Source organism: Mycobacterium sp. E136, from assembly GCF_001666865.1.
GTDB lineage: Bacteria > Actinomycetota > Actinomycetes > Mycobacteriales > Mycobacteriaceae > Mycobacterium.
Genome location: NZ_LZJE01000115.1, coordinates 1 through 14,292 on the forward strand (window position 1 = coordinate 1; position 14,292 = coordinate 14,292).

Consider the following 14,292-nt stretch of genomic DNA (forward strand, 5'->3'; position numbering starts at 1 on the left):
CCTTCGGCACCGGGCAGCCGAAGTTCATGTCGATGTGGTCGGCGAGCCCCTCGTCGACGATCATCTTCGCCGCGGCGGGGGCGCTGCCCTGCCGTACAAGCGCCGATTGTTCGGCCAAATCGTCGCCGCGGCGGTGCGGGCCACCGAAGGCACGGACATCCCCGTGACGGTGAAGTTCCGCATCGGCATCGACGACGAGCACCGCACCCACCTCGACGCCGGCCGGATCGCCGCCGAGGAAGGCGCCGCAGCGGTTGCCCTGCACGCCCGGACCGCGGCCCAGCGGTACTCCGGCACGGCCGACTGGGAGCAGATCGCTGCGCTCAAGGAGCATGTGACGGACGTGCCCGTGCTGGGCAACGGCGACATCTTCGAAGCCTCCGATGCGTTGGCGATGATGTCGGCCACCGGGTGCGACGGCGTGGTCATCGGCCGCGGCTGTCTCGGCCGACCTTGGTTGTTCGCCGAACTGTCGGCGGCGTTCACCGGGAGCCCCGCGCCGGAGCCGCCCACGCTCGGCGAGGTGGCGTCGATCATCCTGCGCCACGGTGAGCTGCTGGCCGCGCATTTCGGCGAGGACAAGGGCATGCGCGACATCCGCAAGCACGTGGCCTGGTATCTGCACGGATTCCCCGCCGGCGCCGACCTGCGGCGGTCGTTGGCGCTGGTCAAGTCCCTCACCGAGCTCGAGGAGCTGCTCGGCAGGCTCGACGCCGATGTGTCGTTTCCTGTGGCCGCAACGGGTCCGCGTGGCCGCCAGGGCTCGGCGGCGTCGGTCGCGCTGCCGGAGGGCTGGTTGGCCGACCCGGACGACTGCACGGTGCCGGCGGGTGCCGAGGTCATGCACTCCGGAGGTTAGGCCGTCTATCAGCCGTCTCCCAGTCGTCTCCGTCCTGAGACGACTCTGACATCACATCTCTCAGGATGTCTCAGTACGATATGAGTCTCGTCTGCAATGCGCTCCCGTCGCGGAGTCACCGAGGTGCCGTAGCAATGGCGCGCGGCGCCGTGTTCGCCCCTGAGCTGCACGTGTTGAGAGTCGGAGGCCGGTAGGAACATGAGTGACGGCGATAACGCCACTCCTGGCCCTCCCGACCCCGCAGGTGGGGACGACAACCGCTGGCTGACCCGCAGTCAGCGCCGTGCGCCGGGAGCGGCGCCTTGGGAGCGTGCGGAGTTCCCTCGCCGATCCGCCGAACCCGAGCCGTCGGAGCCGGCCGAGGCCGAGCCCACCGGTAACCACACCGACGGCGTCACCGTCGCCGACCTGATCGCCAAACTGCACGGCGACACCGCGGTGCCCCCGCAGCCGCGCCGACGGCGCCGCCGCGAGCCCGAGCCCGCAGAACCGATCCCGCCGCCGGAGCCGCCCGCGCCGCCCACGGAGATCATCGCGGCGGTGCCAGACGAACCACCGGTGCCAGACGAACCACCGTTCTCCGACGAGCCGGCGGTTCCTGACGACGCGGCGTTCGACGAACCAGAGTTCGCGGACGAGCCGGAGATCGCCGCCGACAGCGCGGCCAACGACTTCGACACCGAGGTGCTGCCGGTCGCGCACGCCGATGCCGAGCTGCCCGACCTCGCGCTCATTCGCAGGCCGAACCGGGTGCCCGCCGCACACTCGACGGCCGTGCGCAAGGCTGCCCCCTCACGGCGCCGCCGGCGCAGAACGCTGATCGCCGGGCGCGCGGTCGCGGCGTTGATCGCCGTGTTGGCGCTCGCACTGACCGGCGGGGCCTGGCAGTGGCAGTCGGCCAAGAACAACATGCTGAACCGGATCTCGGCGCTGGACCCCGATTCCCGCGACATCCTCGACCCCAACGCTCAGTTCGGTGACGAGAACTTCCTGATCGTCGGCGTCGACAGCCGCATCGGCGAGAACAGCGACATGGGCGCGGGGACCACCGACGACGCCGCGGGCGCGCGGTCGGACACCGTGATGCTGGTCAACATCCCCGCGAACCGCGAACGCGTTGTCGCCGTGTCGTTTCCACGTGACCTCGCCATCGAGCCGATGAAGTGCGAACCGTGGGACCCGCAGACCGGCAACTACGGCCCGATCACCGATCCCGATTCGCCGATGTACGGCGCCGACGAGGTCTACACCGAATACAAGCTGAACTCTGCCTACGCGGTCGGCGGCCCCAAGTGCCTGGTCAAGGTCATCCAGAAGATGTCCGGGCTGTCGATAAACCGGTTCATGGCAGTCGATTTCGCCGGTTTCTCGAAAATGGTCGATGCCCTCGGCGGCGTCGAGGTGTGCAGCACCACACCGCTGGAGGATTACGAACTCGGCACGGTGCTGCCCGAGGCGGGCCGCCAGATCGTCAACGGGCACACCGCACTTCAGTATGTGCGCGCCCGTCAGGTGACCACCGAGACCAACGGCGACTACGGCCGCATCAAGCGCCAGCAGCTGTTCTTGTCGTCGCTGCTGCGGTCGATGATCTCCAAGGAGGTCTTCTTCTCGCTGTCGAAGCTCAACAACGTGGTCAACATGTTCATCAACGACAGCTACGTCGACAACATGGACACCAAGGACCTGGTGACGTTGGGTCAGTCGGTCCAGGGCATCGCCGCGGGCCGGATCACGTTCCTGACGGTGCCGACGACCGGCTACATGGACGAGTACGGCAACGAGCACCTCCGCGAGGACGACACCCGGGCGATCTTCGACGCGATCATCAACGACGATCCGTTGCCCGAGGAGAAGAACGCCGACAACACCCCCGTGCCCGGCACACCGGAGTCGTCGACCAACGCCGAGCCCGAGTCGGCCGCGCCGGCCCACGATTCGGCACCCGCGGGTGAGCTCGTGGATGCGATCACCACCGACCCCGCCGACATCACGGTCCAGGTCTCGAACTCCACCGGTGAGGACGGTCTCGCCGCGACCGCGGCCAGCGAACTGCAGACCCACGGCTTCAACGTCACGTCGCCCGACGATTACCCGGGCCCGCTGGATTCGACGACGGTGTTCTTCTCGCCCGGCAATGAAGAGGCGGCCGCGACGGTGGCCTCCTCCTTCGCCAACGCCAAGATCGAGCGCATCTCGGGCATGGGCGACACCGTCCGCGTCGTCTTGGGTAGCGACTTCCACAACGTGACGCCTCCCGAGCCGAGCGGATCGCCGGTCCAGGTGCACGTCGTGCGCGGCACCAAGAGCACGCCGACCGAACTCCCGGAGGATCTGTCGGTCACCAACGCCGCCGACGTCACCTGCGAGTAAAGGCGCCGAGCACAGCGTTTGGGCAGGTGAGGTTCACCTTTCGTTCACCGCTCGCTTCATGCCGTTTCGGTGACGATGCCCGTAGGGTGGATGTATGCGTACTGCGTACCACGAGCAGCTGGAGGCCTTGACCAACCAGCTCGGCGAGATGTGCGGGCTGGCCGGCGCGGCGATGGAGCGAGCGACCCAGGCCCTGCTGCAGGCCGATCTGGTGTTGGCCGAACAGGTCATCACCGACCACGAACAGATCGCCGCGATGAGCGCCAGGGCCGAGGAGGCGGCGTTCGTCCTGCTCGCACTGCAGGCGCCGGTGGCGGGCGACCTCCGGGCGATTGTCGGTTCGATCCAGATCGTCGCCGACGTCGACAGGATGGGCGCGCTTGCGCTGCACGTCGCCAAGATCGCGCGACGCCGCCATCCGCAGCACGCGCTGCCCGAAGAGGTGAACGGATACTTTGCCGAAATGGGCCGTCTCGCAGTGGAGCTCGGTAACAGCGCGCAAGAGGTGCTGGTGACCCGTGATCCCGAGCAGGCCGCCAGGATCGGCGAAGAAGACGACGCGATGGACGACCTGCATCGGCACCTGTTCACCGTTCTGATGGACCGCGAGTGGAAGCACGGCGTGGCCGCCGCGGTCGACGTGACCCTGCTCGGCCGGTTCTACGAACGCTTCGCCGACCATGCGGTCGAGGTCGCTCGCCGGGTGATCTTCCAGGTCACCGGTAAGCATCCCGCCGAGGAGGACATCCCCGCCCCGCGCTGACCCAGCGCGAGCAGATGCGTAACTGCCTCTTTTTCCGCGAAAAGGGGCAGTTTCGCGTCTGCCCGCGAGTGGAAGCCTCAGCCGAATCGGCCGGAGATGTAGTCCTCCGTGGCCTTCTGAGACGGGTTGGAGAAGATCTTCTCGGTGTCGTCGATCTCGATGAGCCGACCGGGTTTCCCCGTCGCCTCGAGGTTGAAGAACGCGGTCTGATCGCTGACCCGCGCGGCCTGCTGCATGTTGTGGGTGACGATGACGATCGTGAAGTCCTGCTTCAGGGTTGCGATCAGATCCTCGATGGCCAGCGTGGAGATCGGGTCGAGCGCGGAGCACGGCTCGTCCATCAGCAGCACGTCGGGTTGTACCGCGATCGCGCGGGCGATGCAGAGGCGCTGCTGCTGACCGCCGGAGAGGCCGCCGCCGGGTTTGTCCAGCCGGTCCTTGACCTCTTTCCACAGGTTGGCGCCGCGCAGCGAACGTTCGGCCACCTCGTCGAGCGTCTTCTTGTTGCGCACACCCTGCAGCTTGAGGCCGGCGACCACATTGTCGCGAATCGACATGGTGGGGAACGGATTCGGACGCTGGAAGACCATCCCGATGGTCTTGCGCACGCCGACGGGGTCCACCCCCGCACCGTAGATGTCTTCACCGTCGAGCAACACCGAACCCTCGACCCGCGCGCCCGGAATGACCTCGTGCATGCGGTTGAGCGTCCGCAGCACCGTGGACTTCCCGCAGCCTGACGGACCGATGAAGGCGGTCACGTTGCGGGGCGGAACCGCCAGCGATACATCGGCAACGGCGTGGAACGCCCCGTAGAAGATGTTGACGTCCTTGAGATCCAAGCGCTTGGCCATCGAAAGCTCCTAAACCTTCTTGGGGGCGAAGATCTTCGCGAGGAACCGCGCCCCGACGTTGAGCACGGCGATCAGCAGGATCAGGGTCAGTGCGGCGCCCCACAGCCGGTCGGTGGGAACGGGATTCGCGCCCGCACCCGCCGAGGTCTGGTCGTACATCATGCCCGGCAGCGAACCCATGAAGCCGTCGAACATGTCGAAGTTCATCGCCTGCGAGTAGCCGACCAGGACCAGCAGCGGCGCAGTCTCGCCCATGACCCGGGCCAACGCCAGCATGATCCCGGTGACGATGCCGGACAACGCCGTCGGGATCACAATGCGGACAATGGTTTTCCACTTTGGCACGCCGAGCGCATAGCTGGCCTCCCGCAGATCCATCGGGACGATGCGCAGCATCTCCTCGGTGGCGCGCACGATGACCGGGATCATCAGCAGCACCAGGGCTAGCGACACCGCGAAGCCCGACCGTGGGAAGCCGAACGTCGCCACCCACAGGGCGTAGATGAACAGCGCCGCGACGATCGACGGTACGCCGGTCAGAATGTCGACCATGAACGTCGTGATCTTGCCGAAACGCGTTCCGCCGCCGTACTCGACGAGGTAGATCCCGACGAACACCCCGATCGGTATCGAGATCGCCGCACACACCAGGCCCTGCAGCAGGGTTCCCACGATCGCGTGGTACGCACCGCCGCCGGCCACAAAGGCCGTCATACCCGCTTGTGAGTGCCAGAACCACTGCGGCGAAGTCAGGGCCTGAAATCCCTTGGCGACCACCGAGTACAGCACCCACAACAACGGCACCAGCGCAACGAGGACGCTGAGCGTGACCAGAACCGTCGCGAGTTTGTCGGCCACCTTGCGCCGGAGGCTCACCCCTTGGAAGGTGGTCGCCTTGACGGGGCGGTCCAGCGTCGACGTCATTTCTGCGCCTTCCCGGCCACCGCGGCACGCGCCAACGAGTTCACCACGAACGTCAGCACGAACAGCACCAGGCCGGCCGCGATGTAGGCGCCCGCCTTGTACTGGTCGTTGAATTCGCTTGCCGTAGCGGCGATCAGGCTGGCGAACGTATAACCGCCGTCGAACAGCGACCATCCGAACGCCTGCTGCGTTCCCCGCAGGATGATCAGCAGCGCGATCGTCTCACCCAGCGCGCGGCCGAGGCCGAGCATGGCGCCGCTGATGTAGCCGGACATGCCGAACGGCAGCACGGTTGTGCGCACCACCTCCCAGCGGGTGGCGCCCAGTGCGAGTGCCGCCTCGACCTGGCCTCGCGGTGTCTGTACGAAAACCTCGCGGGTGACGGCGGTGATGATCGGCAGGATCATGACGGCAAGCACGATTCCCGCGGTGAAGATCGTGCCGCCACCCGACACCGAGGCCGTCCCCGTCTTGAACAGGAAAAGCCAGCCGAGATTTTCGTTCAGCCACAACGCAATCGGCTTCAATACCGGGGCGAGGACGTACAGGCCCCACACGCCGTAGATGATCGACGGGACGGCGGCCAGCAGGTCCACCATGTAGGCCAGCGGTCCGGCCACCCGTCGCGGCGCATATTGCGTCAGAAAGATCGCGATGCCAAGCGCCACAGGCATCGCCAGGATGAGCGCGAAGATTGACACGAACACGGTCACCTGCAGCAGGTCGAGGATGCCGAAATGCATCGCCGACGTATCGGTGGTTTTCCACGTGCCGCCGTAGAGGAAGAAGTTCTCCTGGTTGCGCGCCAGCGCCGGAATCGCGCGCCACAGCAGGAACGCCCCGATCGCCGCGATCAGGGCGACGATGAAGGCTCCCGAACCCTGCGCCAACCCGCGGAAGATGCGGTCGCCGACACGCTCTTTGGCGTTCCTCGACGGGTTGGTGGAGATCGGCGTCGGCTCGGGAAAGGGGGAAGCGAGCGCTTCACCCGATCCCGCGTCGGACGGATTGGGGATTGTCACTTCGCGCCTATCGGTCATCGGTCCCAGGACCCATCCTCACCGTATCCGCGCCGGCGCGCCACGAAACTAGGCAATCGCCTGGATGGAGGTCAGGAGTCGTTCCTTGAAGCGGTCCGGGAGCGGCACGTAACCCGCCGGCGAAAGGTTCTGCTGGCCGTCGTTCGCGGCAATGGTGAGAAACGATTTGACGGCTGCGGAGGTTTGGGGGTCATAGCCCTTGGAGCAGACGATTTCGTAGGTGGCGAGCACCAACGGATACGCACCGGGTTCCGTCGTTCCGTACAACGAATCCAGGTTCAGAGCCAAGTCGTTGCCCGCAGCGGCGAATTCGGCGACGTCGATGGCCTTTTTGGCCGACTCGTCGGTCAACTCGACCGCGCCTGCGCCGCTGTCGATTTGGGCGAACGGGATTCCGGCCTGATCGGCGAAGCCCTTCTCCACGTAGCCGATCGCACCGTCGGTGGCCTGGACGGCCTGGATGACTCCTGCGGACTTCTGCGCGCCTTCACCCGCGCCGCCCTGGAATTCGCTGCCGGCGTCCTTGGTCCAACTCTGAGGCGCCGCGGCGGCGAGGTATTTCTGAAAGTTGTCGGTGGTGCCCGAGGAGTCCGAGCGATAGATCGGCGTGATGGCCAGATCGGGAAGCTGGGTACCCGTGTTGAGCGCCGCGATCGCGGGGTCGTTCCATCTGGTGATCTGCCCCTGGTAGATCTTGGCGAGCAGGTCGGCGTTGAGCACCAGCGCGTCGACGCCCTCGAGGTTGTAGGCCAAAGCGACCGGGCCGAAGACCAGCGGCAGGTTCCAGGCCGGATTGCCGTCGCACCGCTGTGCGGCCTGTTGAATCTGTTGACCCGAAAGCGCGGAGTCGGATCCGGCGAAATCGACCTGACCGGCGATGAACTGCTCGCGGCCCGCACCCGAACCGGTGGGGTTGTACGACAGGTTCTTGCCCGCGCAGCGCTGGCCCCAGACCTTGTTGAACTCGCCGATCGCGTTCTGCTGGGCGGTCGAACCCTCGGCGGTGACGGAGTTCTTACCGCCACAGTCCGCGGACGCCGCGCCGTCGCCGGACGGCACGGCGACGTTGTTGTCGCTTCCGCACCCGGACAGCGTCAGCACCGCGATCGCGCCCACCGACAACGTGGTCAGAAACGTCGACTTGCCGAGGTTGAGGTTCACTGATCCCACTTTCGCATCGGAGCGCCTGAACTCCAGGCAAGGTATGCGGCGCCGGTCAACGGATCGCGGATGACAGGTGAACGACCGGTGAACACGTTCAGTTGGTTCACCGCGGTTTCCCAGTCAGCTCTGGGCACTCCGCGCGTAGGCGGCGTCGACGGAGGCGACCTCGAAACCGAGCTTGCGGTACGTCTTCACCGCTGCGGCGTTGTCGGCCTCCACGTACAGCATCACGACGGCCGCCGAGCTCGACGCCAGCCGCTCGGCGAGGTGGTGCAGGCCGGTCAAGGTCAGCAGGCCGCCCAGCCCACGGCCCTGCGCCGCGGGATCGACGCCCACGACGTAGACCTCGCCCAGATCGGGGCCGTGGATCTTCGTCCAGTGGAATCCGAGCAGTTCACCGGTGTGTTCGTCGACCGCGAGGAACAGCCCGTCGGGGTCGAACCACGCCTCGCCCCGACGTTCGGCGATGTCGGAGTCGGTCCACCCACCCTGTTCGGGGTGCCAGGCGAAGGCCGCGTTGTTGACGCGCAGCAGCTCGGCGTCGTGGGCGGGACCGGAATAGGTCGTGACGCGGATACCATCGGGCGCCGGCGTCGGCGGCAGATCGGTGAGGGGACGTCGCATCTGGAGCAGTTCACGCACGACGGTCAGCCCGAGCGAGGCCGCGGTGGCGCGCGCCGCCTCCAGGTTGCCGTGCGCCCACACCCTGGCGTCGTCGCCGCCCTGGGCGAGGCCCTCGCGCACCAGCGCCGCACCGATCCCGCGTCGCCGGGACCCCGGGTGCACCACCGCCTCCGCCATCGCGGACTCCTCGTCCGCGGCGAGGTTCAGATAGCCGACGATGTTCCCGTCCTCATCGGCCACCAAATGGCGGGTGCGGTCGTGGGCCAGCTCCCGCAGCACCTGCTCGCCCACCGGGGCGACGCCGTCAGCCGCCGTGGCGGCTTCGATCAGTTCACGGATGCGACGCTGTTCGTCGCCGGACAGTCCGGTGCGCCAGGATAGTTCCGTCACGGACTTCGCAGCGGGTCGGCCAGCGCTTCGGCGATACCGTCCGGCGCCTCGTAGTCCGCGCTGTCGATGTCGTCGGGCACCGCCGCCGCGTCCGTGGCGGATGGCCGGCCGCGCGCCGGGCGGACCGCCTTGTAGCCGACGTTGCGCACGGTGCCGATCAGCGATTCGTACTCCGGGCCGAGCTTGGCGCGCAGCCGTCGCACGTGCACATCGACGGTGCGGGTGCCGCCGAAGAAGTCGTAGCCCCAGACCTCCTGGAGCAGCTGGGCGCGGGTGAACACCCGGCCCGCGTGCTGAGCGAGGTACTTGAGCAGCTCGAATTCCTTGTACGTCAGGTCCAGCGGTCGGCCACGAAGCCGCGCGGTGTAGGTGCCCTCGTCGATCACCAGTTCGCCGAGGCTGATCTTGCCGACGTTCTCCTGGTTGGCCACCCCACCGCGGCGCCCGACGAGCAGCCGCAGCCGCGCATCGATCTCGGCGGGCCCGGTGCTGGGCAGCAGGATCTCGTCGAGGCCCCACTCGACGTTCACGGCCACCAGGCCGCCCTCGTTGACGACGGCCACCACGGGCACCGAGGTTCCGGTGGTGCCCAGCAGCCTGCACAGCCCGCGGGCCGCGGCCAGGTCGGTTCGTGCGTCGACGATCGCGACGTCCGCGCTACCGGCCTCCAGAAGGGACGAGACCTCGGTCGGCGCGGTCCGCACGGTGTGAGCGAGCAGCGACAACGATGGCAGCACAGACTCAGGGTGTGGGTCGACTGTCAATAGCAGTAGATCCAACTGGCCCTCCAACAGCCATAGGGACCACGCCTGGACATCTTTGTCGGTCGGTGACTTCCCAGATTCATGCTCGACATACGCCCGTTACCGGGCCGATGGTTTTCTAACGATAACCCGCAACCCGCCTCAGAGCTGCGCCGAACGGTACGACGGCCCCGCCGTGGGCCAGAATGTGCGGGTGCGCAAGCTGCTGATCGGGGTGTTGGCGACAGTGCTCGCGGTGGCCGTCTGCGCCGTCGGGGCCGACTTCGGCGCGGCGATCTACGCCGAATACCGGCTGGCGAGGAGCGTGCGCACCGCCGCTGACCTGCAGAACGAACCCTCGGTGGCGATCCTCGGGTTCCCGTTCATCACCCAGGCCACCGACAGCCGCTACGACGAGGTGGAGATCAGGGCCAACGGCGTCGACAACCGAGTGGTCGGCAAGGCCTCGCTGGAAGCGACGCTGCACGACATCGACCTGCCCGGCGATTCTTGGCTGGTCGAACCCGACGCCGCGCTGCGTGTCGGCAAGGCCGAGAGCCGCATCATCGTCGATTCGACGCATCTGGGCCGGTTCATGGACATCCCCGACCTGCTGGTGGAGGCCCCGACACGGGAGAGCAACGACGCGACGGGCGGCACGACGGAATCGGGTATCTCGGGTAATACGGGTGTGGTGTTCACCGGGACACCCGCCAAGGCCGACTTCCACGACAGGGTGAGCATCGCGGTGGACCTCGAGATGGCCGGACCGGACCAGACGACGCTGGTGATGAAGGCCACCGGCGTGCTGACCGGGCCGGGGACCGCCGACCAGGAGGTTCCCGAGGACAAGAGGGACGCGGTGCTGGCCGCCTTCACCGGAATCGTGCCCGGTCAGAAGCTGCCGTTCGGGCTGGCGCCGACGGCGCAGGGTGCGCGCGGCTCCGACATCATCATCGAGGGCATCGCCGAGGGAGTATCCGTCGCGCTGGATGAGTTCCACCTGTCATGAGCTCTTCCTGGGTGTTGGCGATCACCGTGCTCGTCGCGGCGCTGGGGGTGGCGTACGTGATCGGGCGGCTGCTCGCCCTCCGATCAGGCCTGCTCAAGGCGAGCGAGGACGCGGCCAATGTCGACACGAGCGATCTCGGCCTGTCGTCGACCGGACCGACCGTCCTGCACTTCTCCGCCGAGTGGTGCGGGCCGTGCGGCGCGGTTCGCAGGGTCGTCGACGAGGTCTGCGCGGAATTGCCCGCGGTGGCGCACGTCGAGATCGACATGGACGCCAACCCACAAGCCGCGCGGCGGCTTTCGGTGCTGTCGCTTCCCACCACCATCGTGTTCGACCGCGACGGTCGGCCCCGCTACCGGACCCACGGCGTTCCCAAGGCCGCTGACCTGCGCTCGGCGCTGGAACCGCTGTTGGCTTGATCACCGTGTCGATTGGTAAGCTGTCCGGCGTGTCCGCCCGCCTCGAGCCGATGCTCACCAAGCGCCGCGCAGTCGATCTGTGCCGCGTCGCGGGTTGCTGTTGTTGTTGTAGCTGCTGAGTAGCCGCGCCTTCTCTGTGCGCCGCACTCGGGAACGACCCCCTGTGGTCCTTCCTTTCTCAGCCCAGCCCGACCCGATGACCGCAACAGGAGCACATGAATGTCAACGACAAATATGTCGACATCCCAGAGCAAGACCGCCGACCAGGTAGATGTGCGCGGCCCACGGTTCGCCGCGTGGCTGACGACCGCCGTGCTGGTGGCGACGCTGCTGGTGTGGCCGGTGAGCCCGGTCGCCGCGGCGGTCGTGCTGGGCGTGCAGGCCGTCGTCTTCGCCGTCGGAGCCTGGCGCGGTCCGCGCTCCCACCCCTACGGCCTGATCTTCGCCCGACTCATCGCCCCGCGCCTGGGGCCCGTCACCGAGAAGGAACCGGTGGCGCCCCTGCAGTTCGCCCAGCTCGTCGGCCTCGTGTTCGCGGTGCTCGGCGTGGTCGGCTTCGCCACCGGCCTGTCCCTTCTTGGACTGATCGCCACCGCGTTCGCGCTGGTGGCGGCCTTTCTGAATGCGGCCTTCGGCATCTGCCTGGGCTGCCAGCTCTATCCGCTCGTCGCGCGCTTCCGCAAGGACGCACGCGCATCCTCACCCGCATAAAACTTCAAAACCGAAGCAACGAAAGGACTTTCATCTATGGCACGCTCCGACGTCCTGGTCACGGCTGACTGGGCCGAGAGCAATCTCAACGCGCCGAACATCGTGTTCGTCGAGGTTGACGAGGACACCAGCGCCTACGACGGCGGCCACATCGAGGGCGCCGTGAAGATCGACTGGAAGACTGACCTGCAGGATCCGGTCCGTCGCGATTTCGTTGACCAGCAACAGTTTTCGAAGCTGCTGAGTGAACGCGGCATCAGCAACGACGACACCGTGGTCCTCTACGGCGGCAACAACAACTGGTTCGCCGCATACGCCTACTGGTACTTCAAGCTGTACGGGCATCAGGACGTCAAGCTGCTCGACGGCGGCCGCAAGAAGTGGGAGCTCGACGGGCGCCCGCTGTCGACCGACGTGGTCAAGCGGCCCGCGACCAGCTACACCGCCAAGGCGCCCGACAACAGCATCCGTGCCTTCCGCGACGAGGTGATCGAGGCGATCAACAACAAGAACCTCGTCGACGTGCGCTCCCCCGACGAGTTCTCCGGGAAGATCCTCGCGCCGGCCCACCTGCCCCAGGAGCAGAGCCAGCGGCCTGGGCATATCCCCGGCGCCATCAACGTTCCCTGGAGCAAGGCGGCCAACGACGACGGGACCTTCAAGTCCGACGAGGACCTGGCGAAGTTGTACGCCGAGGCCGGTCTCGACGGCGAGAAGGAGACCATCGCGTACTGCCGCATCGGTGAACGCTCGTCGCACACCTGGTTCGTGCTGCAGGAGCTGCTCGGACACAAGAACGTCAAGAACTACGACGGCAGTTGGACGGAATACGGCTCCCTCGTGGGTGCCCCGATCGAGTTGGGAAGTTGATATGTGCTCTGCCCCCAAACAAGGCCTGACGTTGCCTGCCAGCGTCGACCTCGAGAAGGAGACGGTGATCACCGGCCGCGTCGTTGACGGGTCGGGCCAGGCCGTCGGCGGCGCGTTCGTGCGCCTGCTGGACAGCTCCGACGAGTTCACCGCAGAGGTGGTCGCGTCGGCCACCGGCGACTTCCGGTTCTTCGCGGCGCCGGGCACGTGGACGCTGCGCGCGCTGTCGAAGGTCGGCAACGGCGACGCCGTCGTCGCACCGTCCGGTGCCGGTATCCACGAGGTCGACGTCAAGGTCGCCTGAGATCCTCTGGCTCGAACGTGAGCTTGTGATCGACGATCCCCGCGGATCTCGCTCACAAGCTCACGTTCGGCGCATGAGGCCATGCAGAGGCTGGTGCGCTCGGCCTTCCGCGGCCGACTAGACTCGTGGCCGTGGTGTTGTTCTACGAGATCCTGCTGGTGGCAGCCGTCGTGGTGATCACTTGGTTCGCGTTGTACGCGCTGTACCGGCTGATCACCGACGAGTCGTGACATCCGGCGACGACGCTGTAGCGGCCGCGGCTGAACGCGCAAAATCGACCGCGGCGCGCAATATTCCGGTATTCGGCGATCTGCCCGCGCCCGCCGATACCGCCAATCTCCGCGAGGGTGTGAACCTCAACGACGCGCTGCTCGCCCTGCTGCCGCTGGTCGGCGTGTGGCGCGGTGAGGGCGAGGGCCGCGGAACCGACGGAGATTACCGGTTCGGCCAGCAGATTGTCGTTTCGCACGACGGCGGGGACTACCTGATCTGGGAAGCCCGCTCCTGGCGGCTGACCGAGTCGGGAGACTACGAACAGCCGTCACTGCGCGAGTCGGGTTACTGGCGCTTCGTCAACGACCCCGCAGATCCGTCTGAGTCGCAGGCCATCGAGTTGCTGCTGGCCCATTCCGCGGGATACATCGAGCTGTTCTACGGCCGTCCCCTCACCCAGTCGTCGTGGGAGCTGGTCACCGACGCGTTGGCGCGCAGCAAGTCCGGGATGCTGGTCGGCGGCGCCAAACGGCTGTACGGCATCGTCGAGGGTGGCGATTTGGCCTACGTCGAGGAACGTGTCGACGCCGACGGCGGCCTGGTCCCCCACTTGTCCGCCCGATTGTCGAGGTTCGTCGGCTGATGCGCGCGATCCTGTTCGCCGCGGGACTCGCCGCGGCCGCGACCCTGGCCGGTTGTTCGTCCGAACCGCCTACCGAGGAGCCGACCACGACGTCGGGAACGCCGGCGCAGACCACCACCTCCACCACCTCAGAGGCCCCCGCCCAGCCCACCGCTTCGGAGACGCCGTCTGGCCACGGGTCGCTGGCGCAGTGCCTGACCGACCACGGCGTCCCCGCCGCGCCTGGTCCTGCCGGACCGCCCGCCGGCGTCGATCCCGGCGTCTGGAACGAGGCCATGCAGGCGTGCGCCACGTTCGCGCCGGGACCCGCCGGCTAGACATCCCAGGTGCGTAAGTTGTCAAGCCGCTGCGGCGGGTTGTCGGTGTGTCCAGGCTGTGTCTTCGTC

The 14,292-nt window shown here is 67.1% G+C and carries 16 protein-coding genes and 2 pseudogenes; 11 read left to right on the top strand and 7 right to left on the bottom strand.

What is annotated here, in order from left to right:
• Positions 1-76, bottom strand: a pseudogene (locus A5698_RS29360) (tRNA-dihydrouridine synthase); the annotation flags it as partial.
• Between A5698_RS29360 and A5698_RS08125 the strand changes: the two are divergent.
• The 3 genes and pseudogenes from A5698_RS08125 to phoU all read left to right on the top strand — a co-directional run.
• Positions 68-859 (top strand): annotated as a pseudogene (locus A5698_RS08125) (tRNA-dihydrouridine synthase); the annotation flags it as partial. The pseudogenes A5698_RS29360 and A5698_RS08125 overlap by 9 nt on opposite strands.
• 198 nt (positions 860-1,057) lie before the next feature.
• Positions 1,058-3,232 carry an LCP family protein gene (locus A5698_RS08130; protein ID WP_068295398.1) on the top strand — a complete coding sequence of 725 codons (2,175 nt, stop codon included), beginning with the start codon at positions 1,058-1,060 and terminating at the stop codon, positions 3,230-3,232.
• A gap of 94 nt (positions 3,233-3,326) precedes the next feature.
• Positions 3,327-3,995 carry a phosphate signaling complex protein PhoU gene (gene phoU, locus A5698_RS08135; protein WP_067080847.1) on the top strand — a complete coding sequence of 223 codons (669 nt, stop codon included), beginning with the start codon at positions 3,327-3,329 and terminating at the stop codon, positions 3,993-3,995.
• Positions 3,996-4,072: 77 nt separating this feature from the next.
• Here the strand turns inward: phoU and pstB are convergent, their stop codons facing one another.
• The 6 genes from pstB to A5698_RS08165 form a co-directional block, all read right to left on the bottom strand.
• A complete protein-coding gene (gene pstB / locus A5698_RS08140; RefSeq protein ID WP_067080844.1) occupies positions 4,073-4,849 on the bottom strand; it encodes a phosphate ABC transporter ATP-binding protein PstB in 777 nt (258 codons plus the stop codon).
• 9 nt (positions 4,850-4,858) lie between these two features.
• A complete protein-coding gene (gene pstA, locus A5698_RS08145) occupies positions 4,859-5,773 on the bottom strand; it encodes a phosphate ABC transporter permease PstA (RefSeq protein ID WP_068295401.1) in 915 nt (304 codons plus the stop codon).
• The gene (gene pstC, locus A5698_RS08150) at positions 5,770-6,813 is read right to left on the bottom strand and encodes a phosphate ABC transporter permease subunit PstC (protein ID WP_068295404.1); all 1,044 of its coding nucleotides are present in this window, start codon (positions 6,811-6,813) and stop codon (positions 5,770-5,772) included. The genes pstA and pstC overlap by 4 nt, the downstream gene beginning before the upstream one ends.
• A 48-nt stretch (positions 6,814-6,861) precedes the next feature.
• Positions 6,862-7,983 (bottom strand): phosphate ABC transporter substrate-binding protein PstS, encoded by a 1,122-nt coding sequence (gene pstS / locus A5698_RS08155; protein WP_068295407.1) that lies wholly within the window; start codon positions 7,981-7,983, stop codon positions 6,862-6,864.
• Between the two features lie 114 nt (positions 7,984-8,097).
• The gene (mshD, locus tag A5698_RS08160) at positions 8,098-8,991 is read right to left on the bottom strand and encodes a mycothiol synthase (protein WP_068295409.1); all 894 of its coding nucleotides are present in this window, start codon (positions 8,989-8,991) and stop codon (positions 8,098-8,100) included.
• On the bottom strand, positions 8,988-9,770 hold the full coding sequence (locus tag A5698_RS08165; protein ID WP_067081003.1) for a winged helix-turn-helix transcriptional regulator: 783 nt from the start codon (positions 9,768-9,770) through the stop codon (positions 8,988-8,990). The genes mshD and A5698_RS08165 overlap by 4 nt, the downstream gene beginning before the upstream one ends.
• Positions 9,771-9,948: 178 nt before the next feature.
• Between A5698_RS08165 and lmeA the strand changes: the two genes are divergently transcribed.
• The 8 genes from lmeA to A5698_RS08200 all read left to right on the top strand — a co-directional run bounded on the left by lmeA (position 9,949) and on the right by A5698_RS08200 (position 14,223).
• Positions 9,949-10,746, top strand: coding sequence for a mannan chain length control protein LmeA (gene lmeA / locus A5698_RS08170; protein WP_068295425.1), 798 nt, complete (start codon positions 9,949-9,951; stop codon positions 10,744-10,746).
• Entirely contained in the window at positions 10,743-11,165 is a 423-nt protein-coding gene (locus A5698_RS08175; protein WP_068295412.1) for a thioredoxin family protein, read from the top strand. The genes lmeA and A5698_RS08175 overlap by 4 nt, the downstream gene beginning before the upstream one ends.
• A gap of 29 nt (positions 11,166-11,194) precedes the next feature.
• Positions 11,195-11,284: an Ms5788A family Cys-rich leader peptide gene (locus A5698_RS29830; RefSeq protein ID WP_353651812.1), complete on the top strand. Its 90-nt coding sequence runs from the start codon at positions 11,195-11,197 to the stop codon at positions 11,282-11,284.
• Between the two features lie 115 nt (positions 11,285-11,399).
• Positions 11,400-11,876, top strand: a complete 477-nt coding sequence (locus A5698_RS08180) for a DUF4395 domain-containing protein (RefSeq protein ID WP_068295415.1) — start codon at positions 11,400-11,402, stop codon at positions 11,874-11,876.
• 36 nt (positions 11,877-11,912) lie between these two features.
• Entirely contained in the window at positions 11,913-12,746 is an 834-nt protein-coding gene (locus A5698_RS08185; RefSeq protein ID WP_068295417.1) for a sulfurtransferase, read from the top strand.
• Position 12,747: 1 nt separating this feature from the next.
• Positions 12,748-13,050 (top strand): DUF1416 domain-containing protein, encoded by a 303-nt coding sequence (locus A5698_RS08190; RefSeq protein ID WP_059098314.1) that lies wholly within the window; start codon positions 12,748-12,750, stop codon positions 13,048-13,050.
• A gap of 226 nt (positions 13,051-13,276) precedes the next feature.
• Positions 13,277-13,906, top strand: a complete 630-nt coding sequence (locus A5698_RS08195) for a heme-binding beta-barrel domain-containing protein (RefSeq protein ID WP_067080821.1) — start codon at positions 13,277-13,279, stop codon at positions 13,904-13,906.
• The gene (locus tag A5698_RS08200) at positions 13,906-14,223 is read left to right on the top strand and encodes a hypothetical protein (protein WP_068295419.1); all 318 of its coding nucleotides are present in this window, start codon (positions 13,906-13,908) and stop codon (positions 14,221-14,223) included. Before A5698_RS08195 ends, A5698_RS08200 begins: the two co-directional genes overlap by 1 nt.
• Positions 14,224-14,292 lie beyond the last annotated feature (69 nt).

Bases quoted from the DNA above. Each gene is read 5' to 3' on its own strand.
- A5698_RS08130 (WP_068295398.1), top strand. From the start codon at position 1,058: ATGAGTGACGGCGATAACGCCACTCCTGGCCCTCCCGACCCCGCAGGT.
- phoU (WP_067080847.1), top strand. From the start codon at position 3,327: ATGCGTACTGCGTACCACGAGCAGCTGGAGGCCTTGACCAACCAGCTC.
- pstB (WP_067080844.1), bottom strand. From the start codon at position 4,849: ATGGCCAAGCGCTTGGATCTCAAGGACGTCAACATCTTCTACGGGGCG.
- pstA (WP_068295401.1), bottom strand. From the start codon at position 5,773: ATGACGTCGACGCTGGACCGCCCCGTCAAGGCGACCACCTTCCAAGGG.
- pstC (WP_068295404.1), bottom strand. From the start codon at position 6,813: ATGACCGATAGGCGCGAAGTGACAATCCCCAATCCGTCCGACGCGGGA.
- A5698_RS08175 (WP_068295412.1), top strand. From the start codon at position 10,743: ATGAGCTCTTCCTGGGTGTTGGCGATCACCGTGCTCGTCGCGGCGCTG.
- A5698_RS08180 (WP_068295415.1), top strand. From the start codon at position 11,400: ATGTCGACATCCCAGAGCAAGACCGCCGACCAGGTAGATGTGCGCGGC.
- A5698_RS08185 (WP_068295417.1), top strand. From the start codon at position 11,913: ATGGCACGCTCCGACGTCCTGGTCACGGCTGACTGGGCCGAGAGCAAT.
- A5698_RS08190 (WP_059098314.1), top strand. From the start codon at position 12,748: ATGTGCTCTGCCCCCAAACAAGGCCTGACGTTGCCTGCCAGCGTCGAC.
- A5698_RS08200 (WP_068295419.1), top strand. From the start codon at position 13,906: ATGCGCGCGATCCTGTTCGCCGCGGGACTCGCCGCGGCCGCGACCCTG.